Origin of the sequence: Maribacter polysaccharolyticus, assembly GCF_028882255.1 — a bacterium.
GTDB lineage: Bacteria > Bacteroidota > Bacteroidia > Flavobacteriales > Flavobacteriaceae > Maribacter_A > Maribacter_A polysaccharolyticus.
This window is the reverse complement of sequence record NZ_JARBUY010000001.1, coordinates 836,344-852,718: the sequence shown is the minus strand read 5'-3', so window position 1 is coordinate 852,718 and position 16,375 is coordinate 836,344. Positions and strand designations below refer to the sequence as shown.

Genomic DNA, 16,375 nt, shown 5'->3' with positions numbered 1-16,375 from the left:
GATGACAGTAACCCGTAACAAACATTTTCTTTATTTAACCCTGGCTTGTTTGGTTGCAGCTGCTTGTACCCAAAAACCTGAGGCATTGCCAAAGTTCATGGTAACGAATGATCTTAATATGGATCGTTCGTTCGAAACCGTGGAAATTGAACTAAAGGATATAACTCCTGAAGGTGAAACTCTTGACACTTCAAAAACCTACACCATTATCGATGTGGAAACAAAGGAGGAACAAGTTTCACAGGTAAGCGATACCGATGGGGACGGTACCCCCGATGTATTGTTGTTTCAGCCGGAAATAAAAGCGAATTCGACCAAAACGTATGAAGTGGTGCCAAAGGAAGACCAGTTTCATAAAGATACGATCCCAAGTTGTTATTCCCGTTTTGTTCCTGAAAGAACCGATGATTATGCTTGGGAAAATAATCGGGTAGCCTTTAGGACCTACGGTCCCGTAGCCCAAAAGATGATCGAGGAGAATGTTCCGGGAGGTACCCTGTCCAGTGGTATTGATGCCTGGTTGAAAAGGGTAGATTACCCCATTATCAACCGATGGTATAAAAAGGAGTTGGAAACCGAAGGTACTTACCATGAGGATACTGGCGAGGGCTTGGATAATTTTCATGTCGGTTCCAGTAGAGGGGTAGGCGGTATAGCGGTAAAGGTTGATACTACCTACAGCTTCTCAAAGAATTTCACTAAGTGGAAGACGTTGGAAACCGGCCCCATACGTACAAGTTTTTGGTTGGATTATGCCCCATGGACAGCCGGTGATCAAACGATATCCGAAAGAAAGTATATTTCGCTCGATTATGGGAGCAACCTATCCAAATTCGTTGTTGAGGTCACGGGAACCGATACGGTATCAGTAGGGCTAACCTCCCACGAAAAAGATGGGGAAATAAGTACCCAGGTCGATCAAGGTTGGGTAAGTTATTGGGAACCCCATGGCGATTCTGAAATAGGTACGGGTATCGTTGCCCCTAAAGGAGCCATGATCGGGTATGAAAATTACTTGACCAACAAAACCGATGAAAGTAACCTTTATGCCCATTTCGGACTTGAAGCGGGCAAAGTAACCTACTATGCCGGTTTCGGTTGGAAGAAAAGCGGACAATTCAATACCCAGGAAGATTGGAATGGGTATCTAAAGGATTTTGCGACAAAAATAAATAATCCTTTAAAAGTCAGTAAGTTGTAAGGTGGTGTCAGGAGTATAAGTTAATGACTGATCTTAAAACGGATGGCTATTATAACGGTAATCCCAAAGAAATCCAATCTTTAAAAAGATTGGATTTCTTGTATATACAATACAACGGAACCCTTTTTTCCAACTCGTGTTCATCAACGGTTTTTTTGGTATAGGATATACCGGACCTGTTTTTTCAGGACGAAATATGTAAGTCGCGAGGTTATTCTTATTGCGGATAGGAGTGGAAAAAACAATGACATTCGTGTTGAAATGAAATGATTCCTACTTTTGAATTGTTCTAGGTTATGGGTAATTGGGTACTTCATGGCGGATGATTCATTGAAATTCAAGGATAGGACATAGGGGAGTACGGATGATAGCCTTCCGGTGTATTATAGGAATGTTGGGAAAAACTACTTGGGACGTTTTTTTAAGGAAAGTAATTCGGGGTGGCCGAAATTGATATAAAACGGTGAAAGTCCCCAGGAATCAATTGTCCATTACTATTAAATAGATATAAATGATGAAGAATTCAAATTTGCGAGGTACGAGGAAAGCAATTCAGCTAAACCTTATTTTTTTACTACTCAGCTGTGGATTGACCTATGGGCAAGGACCTCAAATTACCTTCCCTGTAGAAGTCGGTGTAAACCCTGAAAGTATCACCAAAGGATTCAATGATAACTATTATGTCACGTTAATGAACGGAAAAGAGGAGGGGGATGGTGAATTAGTGGAGATTTCCGAAGAAGGTGTAAAGGTGTTTTCAACAGGGTTTGATGAGCCAAAGGGAATCGTATATTTAGAGGGCCATTTATATTTTTCGGATATCAATCGTATTTGGAAGGTTGATGAAAACGGTAAGGCGACTATTTTTATATCAAAAGATCAATTTCCCGTAGAAGCCTTATATCTTAATGATGTCTCGTTGGATGCTGAAAAAAAAGGCATTTATGTGGCGGACATGGGGGCTTCAAATTATATGCGTGATGCGAACGGTGATCTTTGGCCTTTAGAAAGTGAACAAGCCAAAAAAATTCCTCAACGAGGACGTATCTTCCACGTCACCTTGGACGGTAAAATTACTATTGAAAAAAATACCTCCCCATTAATGTTGAACCCCAATGGAGTGGGGGTTGACAACAAAGGTGATATTATGGTGAGTGCTTTTTTTCTGGGTAATTTCTTGGTACATAAAGATGGGGGATTCAGAGCGTTAAAAGGAACTTTTCGAGGAGGTGATGCAGTTGAACAGGATAGTAAGGGGAACTATTATATAAGTAGTTGGGTGCAAGGTAAGGTCTGGAAAATCAATGGAGAAACGGAAGAGGCCGAGGTGTTGGTGGAAGGACTTCAGTCCGCCGCCGATTTTTATCTGGAAGAGGATAAAGGTCGATTGTTATTGCCCGATATGAAGGCCGGTTTAATATATGCTGTTGAAATTGAAAAGTAAGAAGATAATCATGAAGGTGTTGGTTTAAAATCCCAGGTCGCCGTAATCAATACATATTCAATCAATTAATGGGAATTCACAGTTCGGATGGCTATATGCGTACCCATATGGAAGCTAACTTTCGAATTAAGCAATAGCGTAAACGTGTTTGTTCAACGGGTAGCACTTCATTGCGTAAAATGGTTTGTCGATTATGCAGTTTGTAGAATTCAAGGGAAAAGAAACAGCATACATAGGCGCGTCTTGGTATTTATATAGAGGGTATTTTATACGATTGGGGATTTAGTAAACCGAATCCGCTAAAATTAAAAAAACGGAAAGAAAATGTTAGGGGTAGTTTGTTTGCATTGAAAAAAAATTAATTTTACCGATAATTCTACGAACATGTAATATCCTACACTTTGCAAAACCTTTTCTTAATTATTGCTGTTTTCGGAATGGTATTGGCAATTTCATTGTTTGCAAGAAGATCCGCGAACAGATATTCTACCATTTTCTTAGGGTCTTTTTACGCCATATTTTCCATATATGCCCTTCAAACCTACGTTATTGAAAGCGGTTTACTTGTAGAATACAGTTGGTTTTATGTATGGCCATTGCCCTTGTATAATTTAATATCCGTACCTATATTTTTTTATTTTCTAACCTTGATCAAAGATGAATTTGTTTGGCGTTGGAGGTATTTACTGGTATTTGTGCCCTTTATAATCGGTTTTGTTGATGTTTTGAATGTTTATGCCAAACCGCAAGAGGTGTATGATGCCATTGTCTCAAACGCATACTTAAAACCGGCGGATAGATTAAAGGTGAGATACGGGTTTTTAAATATAAACCAACATTATGCAATGCGCTTTCTGTGGCAGTTTTTAGCATTGATCAGCCTTTTACCCTTATTGTTGGATTTTCTTCGAAGCCTAATCAAGGAAAAGGATCGTAAGTTGATTACATGGGTGGTTTCTTTATATGTCCTATTTGTTTTAATGTCGATATTGGCATCGATCTTCGCATTCGAAAAATTGTTGGAAGTTGATTTCTTGCGTTCGACGGCACCAATTCTACATAAGGTTAATTTTGTCTTCTATTTGGTGCTATTTGCCATAGGGGTTATGCCCATATATTTTCCTTCAATTTTGTATGGGTATCCTAGGAGCAAAAAAAGCAATACAACGCTAACAACTCCTACGAAGGAAGAAGAAGAATTGAAGTTTGGGTTGGATGTTGGCGGATTAATGAACCAGTTGGATACAATAAAAGAAAGAGGTTCGTTTTTTGAACAGGATTTTGATTTGACCAGTTGTGCCAAGGCATTGGAAATTCCCACACATCATTTATCCTATTTCCTTAATCAGCAATTAGGGCTCAGTTTTTCGGCCTATAGGAACAATGTGCGTATCGAAAAAGGAAAGACACTAATTGCCCTTGGATATTTGGATAGGAATACGATGGAGGCCCTTGCACAGCAATGTGGTTTTGCCAATAGAAGTTCTTTCAGTAAGACGTTTAAAAAGATTACCTCTATGAACGTTACCGAATTTAGTTCTAATAGTCGGTAAAAGCCCTTTCTTTTCCTTTAGGTAATAAATGCAGTCGAGGTATGTCAGGTCGAGCGCAGTCGGGGTTTGTCAGTTCGAGCGCAGTCGAGGTTTGTCAGGTCGAGCGCAGTCGAGACCTCATCGGTATGATATCCATTTCTACTGACCGTACAGGGTCACCAATTAATATTTTTTTAGGAATTCTGTTAATCAAGTATCCCAGTCGATGTTTGTCAGGTCGAGCGCACTCGAGGATTGTCCGGTCGAGCGCAGTCGATGTTTGTCAGGTCGAGCGCAGTCGAGACCTCAATAGTATAATATCCATTTCTACTGACCGGGCCGGGTCACCAATCAATATTTTATAGGAATACTGCTAATCAAGTATCTTATTCGGGGTATGTCAGGTCGAGCGCAGTCGAGGTATGTCAGGTCGAGCGCAGTCGAGACCTCATCGGTATGATATTCATTTCTACTGACCGTACAGGGTCACCAATTAATATTTTTTTAGGAATTCTGTTAATCAAGTATCCCAGTCGATGTTTGTCAGGTCGAGCGCAGTCGAGACCTCAATTGCCTTTCTCCGGATTATAATCGGAATGTGAGGCATTCCTGCATTCCGCTAAGATTTGGAGAAGGTCGAATTGGCCGTTAGCAAGGGCCAATTTCTTTTTTCCACTCCATTTTTTCAACTTTTTTTCAAAGTAAATGGCTTGTACAACGTCATTGAATTCTTGTTCAAAGATCAATTCCACTGGTCTCCTTTTAAATGTAAAACAATTTTTGTTCAATCCCATTTGGTGTTCGTGGAATCTTCTTGCCACATCATTCGTGATACCGGTATAGGTTAACCCGTCGGAACAAAGAAGTATGTATACGTAATAGCGTTTCATAAGGTTGGCCGTGAAAAGGTCTCGACTGCGTTCGACCGGACAGATTTATTAGTTAATGATTATTAATCATATACCAATAATTATGGACTGTGAACGAATGGTAATCGAGGTTTTTTTGGTTAAGGCAAACCAAAGAGGAGGTCTCGACTGCGCTCGACCGGACAGGGGTGTGAAAATGGTACTTTTAGGACTATGAATGCAGTCCAAGTTTCTGGCTTTAGGTAATCAAAAGGAGGTCTCGACTGCGCTCGACCGGACATGGATGTAATTTAATCATTTATAGAAATAATAAGACTTTTAAAGCATAAAAACCAAAGCTGATATAGCGATTGTAATTTAAAAGAGGTTGCTGTTTGTCAAGGTGCGCTTGCTTTGGGTCTGTCTGGTCGAGCGCAGTCGAGACCTCATCGGTATGATATTCATTTCTCTTGACCGGGCCGGGTCACCAATCAATATTTTTCCGGAATACTGCTAATCAAGTATCCCAGTCGGGGTTTTTCAGGTCGAGCGCAGTCATGGTATGTCAGGTCGAGCGCAGTCGAGGTTTGTCAGGTCGAGCGCAGTCGAGACCTCATCGGTATGATATTCATTTCTACTGACCGTACAGGGTCACCAATCAATATTTTATAGGAATTCTGTTAATCAAGTATCCCAGTCGGGGTTTTTCAGGTCGAGCGCAGTCGAGGTTTGTCAGGTCGAGCGCAGTTGGGGTATGTCAGGTCGAGCGCAGTCGAGACCTCAATAGTATAATATTCATTTCTACTGACCGGGCCGGGTCACCAATCAATATTTTTCAGGAATTCTGCTAATCAAATATTCCAGTTGGGGTTTGTCTGGTCGAGCGCACTCGAGGATTGTCCGGTCGATCGCAGTCGCGGTATGTCAGGTCGAGCGCAGTCAAGGTATGTCAGGTCGATCGCAGTCGCGGTATGTCAGGTCGAGCGCAGTCGAGACCTCATCGGTATGATATCCATTTCTCTTGACCGTACAGGGTCACCAATCAATATTTTTTAGGAATACTGCTAATCAAGTATCCCAGTCGAGGTATGTCCGGTCGATTGCAATCGAGGAGGTATGTCAGGTCGAGCGCAGTTGGGGTATGTCAGGTCGAGCGCAGTCGAGACCTCATAGTCCAATTAATAAAATTATCACCAAGACCTACGGACTCTTGAGTGTAAAAAACCTGTTAACCTGTCCGTTTTTGACGCTCATGCCCCCATTTATGTGTCCAAATACGATTTGGACACCTATTTACGGATTACTATTTAACACTAGGCCTTATTAAAGTAAAACTCTTTTTACAAGTGGTTATAATAGCATTTAAATTACTTGTTTACAATGTTTTGAATTGTAAGAAACCTCTTTCTTTACTTTTCTTTTATAGGTTGGTTTTTGGGTCCGAATCGGATGTAGGCACATATTGGCCAACTCCCATATATATTATTCTCTTTTATGCTCCGTTCTTTACACATCAAAAAAGTATCAGCGTTTTCCTACTTAAATTATGGGCGCCATACACCAATAACAAAACAACCAATTAAATCATTTATGAAAAAGAAATTTACACACCCCCTACTTTTCCTTATAGCTTTATTGAGCTTCGGAATTTCACAGGCACAAGATGAATTTATTTTCAATTTGGAAACGAGTGAAGATGACATGTCAATAGAAATCGGTACCAGTCCTTCTGATTATACTTATGCCTATACGGTAGATTGGGGAGATGGTTCTATAGATAATACGGAGTACACCGGTGATGCATTTCATAGTTATGATAACCACGGGGAATTTACCGTAACCATTTCCGGTACTTTTCCACATATTAAGTTGATGTCTGAAAATGAATTGGTATCTGTGGAACAATGGGGCACCCAGCAATGGAAGAGTATGGAGGAAATTTTTAAAGACTGTGATAATTTGGAATATAATGCCACAGATGCGCCGGATCTTTCTTTGGTTACCAATATGTCTGGAATGTTCTATAATGTAACTGCAATTAATGGAGACATAAGTGGTTGGGATGTTTCTAATGTAACCAATATGTCGGCAATGTTTTATGGTGCAGAAAATTTCAATCAGGATATTGGTTCCTGGGATGTGGGCAATGTTACGAATATGAGGTATATGTTCCAAGAGGCTGCGGCTTTTAACCAGGATATCGGTAATTGGAATGTAGGTAAGGTATCCCAATTTCAGGTTATGTTTTTTCATGCAACAGCTTTTGATCAAAATCTAGGCGGCTGGGACATAAGTAGTGCTACTCTTATGTACGGTATGTTTAACGGCGCCAAACTTTCCACGGCCAATTACGATGACACCCTAATTGGGTGGAGTACTTTGGATACCGCCGCCGGGGAAACAAAAATACCAACAGATATTGGTTTTGAAGCCTCCACTAGTACGTATTGCGGAGGAGAAGAGGCAAGACAAGAATTAATGGACCAATATAGGTGGACGTTTAACGATATGGGCAAGGATTGTTCTAAACCTTTTATCACCACTTGGAAAACGGATAATTATGGAACCTCATCCGATACTTCAATAATGATACCTACAAATAGTGAATATACTTACAGCTACAATATAGATTGGGAAAACGATGGTATAATAGATGACACCAATATCTCTGGAAATATTACTCACAATTATGAGGTAGCTGGCACTTATGAAGTAGCTATTACCGGTGCTTTTCCACAAATTTATTTTAACAACTCCTATGATATTGGAAAAATAATAACTGTTAATCAGTGGGGATCGCAAGAATGGGAAAGTATGAAATCTAGTTTTTTCGGTTGTACTAATTTAACTATTAATGCTACAGATACACCCAATATTTCGGGTGTTACAGATATGTCTTCGGCATTTCGATCGGCACGATCCTTTAACGCCGACATAAGCAGTTGGGATGTAGGCAATGTAACAAATATGGAAAAAATGTTCCAAGGTGCATCTATTTTTAATGGCGATATCAGTGGTTGGGATGTAAGTAGTGTTACTAATATGCAAGAAATGTTTAGAAATGCAACTAATTTTAATCAACCGATCGGAAATTGGGGCAATAAAGTAGGAAATGTTACTAACATGTACGGGATGTTTTTTATCGCTTCGTCCTTTAATCAAGATATTAACTCTTGGGATGTGAGCAGTGTTACGAATATGTCTAATATGTTTTCTGACGCAACCCTTTTTAACGGCGACATAAGCAGTTGGGATGTAAGTAATGTTACCAATATGAATCTTATGTTTAGAGAAGCAGAAAACTTTAACCAACCTATTGGAAATTGGGGCAATAAAGTAGGAAATGTTACTGATATGTCCGAAATGTTTTTGGGCGCAACAGCATTTAATAAGGATATTGGCTCTTGGGATGTGAGCAGTGTTACTAATATGTATGGTATGTTCATAGGAGCAGAAAATTTTAACCAACCTATAGGAAATTGGGGAGATAAGGTAGCAAACGTTACTGATATGAGTGCTATGTTCTTACTTGGAAGTAATTTCAACCAAGACATAAGTGCCTGGGATGTGAGCAGTGTTACTAATATGTATGGTATGTTCGCATATGCAGGAAAATTTAACCAACCCATTGGAAATTGGGGAAATAAGGTAGCAAATGTTACTAATATGAGTGCTATGTTCGCCTTAGCAACTAATTTTGACCAAAACCTAGGCAGTTGGGATATAAGTAACACAACCGAAATGTTTGATATGTTTTCTGACTCCCAGCTTTCCACGGCAAATTACGACAACACCCTAATTGGCTGGAGTACTTTGGATACCGCTGCAGGGGAAACACAAATACCACCAAATATTACATTCAATGGCGGTAATAGCACTTATTGTGCTGGAGCATCAGCAAGACAATCTTTAATTGACACCTATGGGTGGACGATTACCGATGGGGGCAAGGATTGTTCTGAAACTGCCTTCGTCACCACTTGGAAAACCAATAATGAAGGGTCATCAAACGACGATCAAATTACCATACCCACCGGTGATGGCACCTTTGCCTATACGGTGGATTGGGGCGATGGGACAACCGATACTGCAGTATATACGGGTGATGCCACCCATACCTATGCAGCTGAAGGCACCTACACGGTAAGCATCAGCGGGGATTTTCCGCATTTAAAATTTCCAGATTCAGGGGATAATAAAAAAATACTTACCGTAGAACAATGGGGAGACCAGACATGGTTGAGTATGTATTATAGCTTTAGCGGGTGTACTAACCTAACCATTAATGCAGAAGACACCCCAGATTTATCTTTGGTGACAGATATGGGAAGAATGTTTGCTTATGCCGGTTCTTTTAATAGTGATATAAGCAACTGGAATGTTAGCAATGTGACCAAAATGGGGCATATGTTCTATTTTGCCACATCGTTTAATCAAGATATCAGCAGTTGGAATGTGAGCAGTGTGACCGATATGAATCTAATGTTTTTTCGGGCATCATCTTTTAATCAAGACATCAGTAATTGGGATGTGAGTAATGTGAGTAACATGTACAGCATATTCGAAGCAGCATCGAATTTCGACCAAAATTTAGGAAGTTGGGATATAAGTAATGTAACGGATATGGAGTATTTCTTCGACGATACAAGTATGTCAATGGCAAATTATGACAACACCTTAATAGGCTGGAATACTTTGGATACAGCTGCCGGGGAAACACAAATACCAACAGGCATCGTATTTACGGCAAGACAAAGCAATTATTGTGAAGCAGCAACAGCACGGCAAGATTTAATTGACACCTATGGGTGGTCTATTACCGATGACGGAGAGGATTGCCCCTTCTTGCCTTTTATCACCACTTGGAAAACGGATAATGAAGGGTCATCAAACGACAATCAAATTACCATACCCACCGGTGATGGCACCTTTGCCTACACAGTAGATTGGGGCGATGGTATAACAGACAACACAATCTATACAGGCCATGCCACCCATACCTATACAACAGCAGGCACCTATACGGTAAGCATCAGCGGGGATTTTCCGCATTTAAAATTTCCAGATTCAGGTGATAATAAAAAAATATTTACCGTAGAACAATGGGGCTCCCAACAATGGGGTTCTATGGAGAGAGCATTTTACGGATGTGAGAATCTTGTTATCAATGCTACCGATGTACCAGATCTTTCTTTGGTTACCGATATGTCTTTTATGTTCTACGAAGTTTATGACTTCAACTCAGATATTGGTAATTGGAATGTGAGTAACGTTACGGACATGAGTTATATATTCGGAAGGGCATATTCCTTTAACCAAGATATAAGCAATTGGAATGTTGCCGCAGTTAGTAATATGGCAGGTATGTTCTATGCTGCTGTGTCTTTTAACCAAGATATTAGTGGTTGGGATGTAAGTAATGTGAACAATATGGAGTTGATGTTCTTCTCCGCTAGAGAATTTAATTTCTATATCGGTGATTGGGATGTAAGCAATGTGACTAATATGTCGAAAATGTTCGTTAATGAAACTGCATTTAACCAAGATATAGGTAGTTGGGATGTAGGCAATGTAACCGATATGTCATCGATGTTTAATAATGCAACAGCTTTTAATCAAGACATCAGAAGTTGGAACGTAAGTAGCGTAACCACTATGTCCTATATGTTTTACAATGCAACTGCATTTAACCAAGATATCGGGGATTGGGATGTAAGCAATGTGACCGACATGTCGGAAATGTTCGTTTATTCAACTGCATTTAACCAAGATATAGGTAGTTGGGATGTAAGCAATGTAACCGATATGTCTGCTATGTTGTATGGAGTCGCGTTATCGCAAGAGAATTATGATAATACTTTAATTGGCTGGAACACTTTGGATACAGTTGCAGGGGAAATCCAAATACCATCAAACATTAATTTTCATGGTGGTAATAGTACCTATTGTGAAGGAGCAACAGCACGGCAAGATTTAATCGACACCTATGGTTGGACGATTACCGATGCTGGTGAGGATTGCCCCAGCATACCCTTTATTACCACTTGGAAAACCGATGCTGCAAATGAATCAATAACCATCCCTACAAATTCAGATTATACCTATAGTTATACGGTAGACTGGGGAGACGGATCAACTGATAATACCGTTTATACCGACTATGCCAGGCATCAATATAGTACAGCAGGTACCTATACCGTACGTATCAGCGGGGTTTTTCCGCATTTTCAATTGACTACTTTTTATAGGGCTAAATTATTATCCGTTGAGCAATGGGGAGACCAAGTATGGCAATCTATGGAAAAAAGTTTTGAAAGTTGCAATAATGTGGTAATCAATGCGGTTGATGTACCTAATCTTTCTGAGGTAACGAATATGAGCAACATGTTTTCTAATACAACTGCATTTAACCAAGATATCAGTGGTTGGGATGTGAGCAATGTAACCGACATGTCGTATATGTTCTATAATTCAAATTTTAACCAAGATATCGGGGACTGGGATGTGAACAATGTGACTGACATGACGGGGATGTTTGCTCTTGCCATAGCTTTTAACCAAGATATCGGGAAGTGGAATGTGAGCAATGTGACTGACATGACGGGGATGTTTAGTGGTGCCACAGCTTTTAATCAAGATATTAGCGATTGGGATGTGGGCAATGTTACTAGTATGCACGATATGTTCTATTGGGCTAGGGTTTTTAATAATGATTTAAGTAATTGGAATGTAAGCAGTGTGACCGATATGACTCTAATGTTTGCCGGGGCATCGGCATTTAACCAAGATATTAGCGATTGGGATGTGAGCAATGTTACTAATATGTACTATATGTTCGATGGTGCTTTGGTTTTTAATAATGATCTAAGTAAATGGAATGTAAGTAATGTGACCGATATGACCTCTATGTTAAGACTTTCAGGTATTTCGACCGCCAATTACGATAAGATCTTAATTGGTTGGAGTGATTTGACCCTGCAAAATGATGTAACCTTTATTGCTTCTAACAGTTATTGTGAAGGAGCAACTGCTCGCCAAAAAATTATCGATACCTACGGTTGGACCATTGACGATTTCGGTCTAAATTGCGACAATGTTGATTCAGATGAAGACGGTGTGTCAGATGATTTGGACAACTGTGCAGATACCCCTGCTGGGGAAACCGTAGATGCCAATGGTTGTTCCGATAGCCAAAAAGATGCCGATACCGATGGTGATGGTATCAGCGATACCCTGGATATGTGTCCAGATACCCCAGCTGGCGAAACGGTAGATGCAGAAGGCTGTTCCGATAGCCAGAAAGATAGTGATGGTGATGGCACCCCGGATTCGGAAGATGCTTTCCCATTGGATGAAAACGAAGATACCGACACCGATAATGATGGTACAGGAAACAATGCCGACACCGATGACGATAATGACGGCACCTTGGATACCGAAGATGCCTTCCCATTGGATGCAAACGAGGATACCGATACCGATGGTGACGGTACGGGGGATAATGCCGATACCGATGATGATGGTGATGGTGTGAGCGATGCAATGGATATGTGTCCAGCTACCCCAACAGGGGAAACGGTAGATGCAGAAGGCTGCTCTGAGAGTCAAAAAGATTCGGATTTCGACGGAGTAAACGATGCCGAAGACCAATGCCCGGATTCCCCAGAAGATGAAGCTGTAGATGAAGAAGGCTGTGCGGCCAGTCAGAAAGATGACGATGCTGACGGTGTTACGAACGATGTGGATCAATGTGCCGATACCCCTGCCGGAGAAACCGTGGATGCCAACGGTTGTTCCGATAGTCAAAAAGAAGTTGACGGAGATGGGTCTACGGATGGTGATACCTCTGGAGGCGATATTGATGAGGTTGAAGTAAATGCGGTGAAAATATCCCAGGCATTCACCCCCAACGGTGACGGAATCAACGATACCTGGTATATCGAGGGTATTGAAAATTATTCCAATGCCATTGTAAAAGTCTTTAACCGATGGGGCCACGAGGTATTCTCGGAGAAAGGTTACCAGAACGACTGGAGTGCCATTTACAGGAACAACAGTGAGAAGGTACCAACGGGATCCTACTATTACATCATCGACCTGAACAATGGTACTGCACCACAGGAGGGCTGGATATTCATTAACTACTAAGAAAAAACAAAAAACCAACACCGTTGTACCGAAGGAGGTCGGGGCAAGGCTTGTTCAAAAGAAAGCACCCTGGCCCCTCGGAACAACTAAAAAATATACCATGAGAAAAAAATCGATCAAAACAACCGTTCTATGTTTACTGGGATTTTTAACACTTTTCAGTGTAATGGGGCAGCAGGATCCCAACCGTGCCTTTTACCGTTATACCATGAACTTGGTGAACCCTGCCTATGCAGGGGCCGATATGGGCATTGAGGGCCGTGGGGTGCGTACGGGCTCCGAAGTGGGGATGAATTTAAGGAGTCAATGGGCAAATATAGAAGGTGCACCTGAAAGCCAGAGTGTATTTTACGGTACCCCAATGGGCAAGAACCTGGGACTGGGAGTCACCATAGTCAATGACCAAACCTTTATCGAGAACAGTACCTCAATAAATGTCGATGTATCCTATAAAGTACAACTTTCGGAGGTAACAGTGTTGTATTTCGGTATAAAGGCCGGCGCCAATTCGTACAATGCCAACCTATCTGGACTTACTACCTACGGTATCGGTTCGGATCCCAGTCTAAATGATATCGATGGGGGCTTCAATCCCAATATAGGTGCCGGGGCACTAGTGAAAGGGGAGCATTTTTTCACCTCCCTGTCGGTACCCAGGATCTTGAATACCGAGCGTTTGGAGCAAGAAGACGGTCGGGCCACCTATGCCGCCAGTAAGGCACATGTGTACTTGGCGGGTGGTTATGATTTTGAACTTTCGGGTACCCTCAAGTTCAAGCCTTCCACAATATTCAGGTATGTAGAGGCTACACCACTTTCAGTGGACCTTACGGCCGCCTTTAGCTTTAATGATAGGGTTGAGATAGGACCATCGTACAGGATTCGGGAAGGTATCGGGGGACTTTTCATCTTCAATGCCGCCAATTGGATCGATATGGGCTATGCTTATGAGGCACCGTTCGATAATGAGATCGCATCACAATCCAACGGTACACATGAGGTGTTCATTAAATTGAAGATGTAATCCGATCGGGAAAAGGGTCCTTACCGTTTAGGGACATTGAAATGGTCCAGGACAAGTGCTACCGTATCAATAATTTTAAAAACCCCTTGTGTTTTTTTAAACACAAGGGGTTTTTTCGCAACCGATCCATGCGCCAATGATTTCCCAAAGAAATCCGATCTTGAAAAAGAAGAAGTTTTCCGTTTTAATGGGTTTATGTAGGTGTTTTTTTGAATTTAGGGTTTTTCAATGGGCAAATTGGATCGATAGATCGGGAAATAATTTTAGTTTTGTTTTTGAATAGGGGTGCTTGCCATAAAGGTAGGCTGAGATGATACCCAAGAGTAATTTACTCTGGACCTGATCCGGATAATGCCGGCGTAGGGATGTAAAATCGACATGGTGATTCTACCATCGATACTGGCTTCATCTTCCCATTTTATAAATAGCAATAGGAAATTTGATGGAGACTATTTTTACACATCTTACGTGGTTGCAGGCTTTGGGAACATTGCTGGGGGTATTTCAGGTGCTTTTGGCACGGAATAACAATGTTCACAACTATTTATTTGGGATCGTTGCCATTCTAATTAGCATTTGGGTACTCTACCGTTCACAACTTTATGCCGATATTCTACTTAACCTATATTATCTAGTGATGAGTATCTATGGTTGGTTGTATTGGAAATTCGGCCACAGAAAACAACAATCCCCTATTTCTTATTCCAATAAGGCAGAACGGAAAAAAGCCATAATCATTGTACTGTTTTGTTTCGCAATAATGGCCTATTGGCTAAAATTTCATACCGATTCCGATGTGCCCATTTGGGACGCCGCGGTAAACGCATTTGCTTGGGCCGGCATGTGGCTTATGGCCAAAAGGAAAATGGAGAATTGGATTTACTTGAATATCAGCAATAGCATAGCTATACCATTGCTCTTTTATAAAGGGCTGTACATATATGTTGGGTTGACGGTTTTCTTGTTTATTATGGGGACATCGGGATATTTTAAATGGAGAAAAATACTTTTGCATGATACAAACAGGGAAACAGCAGGAGCTTAGAAGGCAGTGTACAGGGGCGGAAGTCTTTCCTACTGAGGTATTAAATTGGATTCAGGAAGAAAACCTATGGAATTTATGGGTCCCTGAAACTTATGGGGGATTGGGGTTGCCCCTCACCGGCGGTTTGGCCAAATTGAAGGAATTGGCCAGGATCGATGGAAGCTTGGGGTGGACGGTTACTTTGTGCAGTGGGGCCAACTATTTTATCGGAAACCTACAGCAAGATAAAGCTCAGGAAATTTTTATCGATTCCGGGGAAACCGTTTGTTTTGGGGGAAGTGGGGGTGTTTTGGGTACCGCCGAATTAGTAGATGATCATTATAAGATCTCTGGCAAGTGGCGGTATGCCACAGGGGCACCTTATCTTACACATTTCACCTTGAATGCGGAACTACGTGAAAATGGGAATGTAGTAAGAAACGGGGATGGGTCACCAAAAGTACTGTCATTTGTTATTTCGAAGGAAAAAGTACGTATTATCGAAGATTGGAATACCATGGGATTAAAGGCCACGGCTACCTTTTCCTTTGAGGTGAATGATGTGCTGGTTCATAAAAGCAACGGTTTTTTGTATAATGATCACCATCTTCCCGATCCCATATTTAAAATCCCATTTTCCGTTTTTGCCGATTTAACGCTTTGGATAAATTATATTGGAATGGCCCAACATTTATATGAAGAGGCTTTCCGCAGTATCGATAAAGGGCTTTTGGATGATCTGGAACATACGATCAAAGATGGCGATCTTAAAATTTTCAGGTATGCAGAACAAGTGGAAAACGGTATTTTGACCCATAAGTCCCTGGATGACCGAATCATTCAGGAAGTACATCATATAGCTTCCGAATCAATAAAGACGTTATCAAGGCATATTATTGGGATATTTCCTTTCTTAGGTGTAAATGCCAGCAGGGATAACCATCCTTTGAACCAAATATTCCGGGACTACTTTACGGCTACACAACATCATAATTTTACAAAATAAGGCCAGTATGGCACATGAGGTTTTTAGGGCTCAAATGTTACCGATTATAATCCAAAAGAGGGCAAGGTTTATCAGGTCGAGCGCAGTCGAGGTTTGTCAGGTCGAGCGCAGTCGAGACCTAATCAGTCTTATTTCCATATTAAAAATC

Annotated in this window: 8 protein-coding genes; 7 read left to right on the top strand and 1 reads right to left on the bottom strand. The window is 41.1% G+C overall.

Annotated features, from left to right (window positions below; translation table 11 throughout):
- The first annotated feature begins 1 nt into the window (after position 1).
- From PHU20_RS03730 to PHU20_RS03720, 3 genes are all read left to right on the top strand, one after another.
- Positions 2–1,201: a DUF4861 domain-containing protein gene (locus PHU20_RS03730; RefSeq protein WP_274823997.1), complete on the top strand. Its 1,200-nt coding sequence runs from the start codon at positions 2–4 to the stop codon at positions 1,199–1,201.
- Positions 1,202–1,712: 511 nt separating this feature from the next.
- Positions 1,713–2,645 (top strand): SMP-30/gluconolactonase/LRE family protein, encoded by a 933-nt coding sequence (locus tag PHU20_RS03725; protein WP_274823996.1) that lies wholly within the window; start codon positions 1,713–1,715, stop codon positions 2,643–2,645.
- Between the two features lie 401 nt (positions 2,646–3,046).
- A complete protein-coding gene (locus tag PHU20_RS03720) occupies positions 3,047–4,198 on the top strand; it encodes a helix-turn-helix domain-containing protein (protein WP_274823995.1) in 1,152 nt (383 codons plus the stop codon).
- Between the two features lie 545 nt (positions 4,199–4,743).
- Here the strand turns inward: PHU20_RS03720 and PHU20_RS03715 are convergent.
- Positions 4,744–5,067 (bottom strand): GIY-YIG nuclease family protein, encoded by a 324-nt coding sequence (locus PHU20_RS03715; protein WP_274823994.1) that lies wholly within the window; start codon positions 5,065–5,067, stop codon positions 4,744–4,746.
- Between the two features lie 1,548 nt (positions 5,068–6,615).
- Between PHU20_RS03715 and PHU20_RS03710 the strand changes: the two genes are divergently transcribed.
- The 4 genes from PHU20_RS03710 (at position 6,616) to PHU20_RS03695 (ending at position 16,227) form a co-directional block, all read left to right on the top strand.
- Positions 6,616–13,173: a BspA family leucine-rich repeat surface protein gene (locus PHU20_RS03710; RefSeq protein ID WP_274823993.1), complete on the top strand. Its 6,558-nt coding sequence runs from the start codon at positions 6,616–6,618 to the stop codon at positions 13,171–13,173.
- A 100-nt stretch (positions 13,174–13,273) separates the two neighbouring features.
- On the top strand, positions 13,274–14,197 hold the full coding sequence (locus PHU20_RS03705; protein WP_274823992.1) for a PorP/SprF family type IX secretion system membrane protein: 924 nt from the start codon (positions 13,274–13,276) through the stop codon (positions 14,195–14,197).
- Between the two features lie 439 nt (positions 14,198–14,636).
- Positions 14,637–15,242: a nicotinamide riboside transporter PnuC gene (gene pnuC, locus PHU20_RS03700; RefSeq protein WP_420828661.1), complete on the top strand. Its 606-nt coding sequence runs from the start codon at positions 14,637–14,639 to the stop codon at positions 15,240–15,242.
- Positions 15,211–16,227 carry an acyl-CoA dehydrogenase family protein gene (locus tag PHU20_RS03695; protein ID WP_274823990.1) on the top strand — a complete coding sequence of 339 codons (1,017 nt, stop codon included), beginning with the start codon at positions 15,211–15,213 and terminating at the stop codon, positions 16,225–16,227. Before pnuC ends, PHU20_RS03695 begins: the two co-directional genes overlap by 32 nt.
- Positions 16,228–16,375 lie beyond the last annotated feature (148 nt).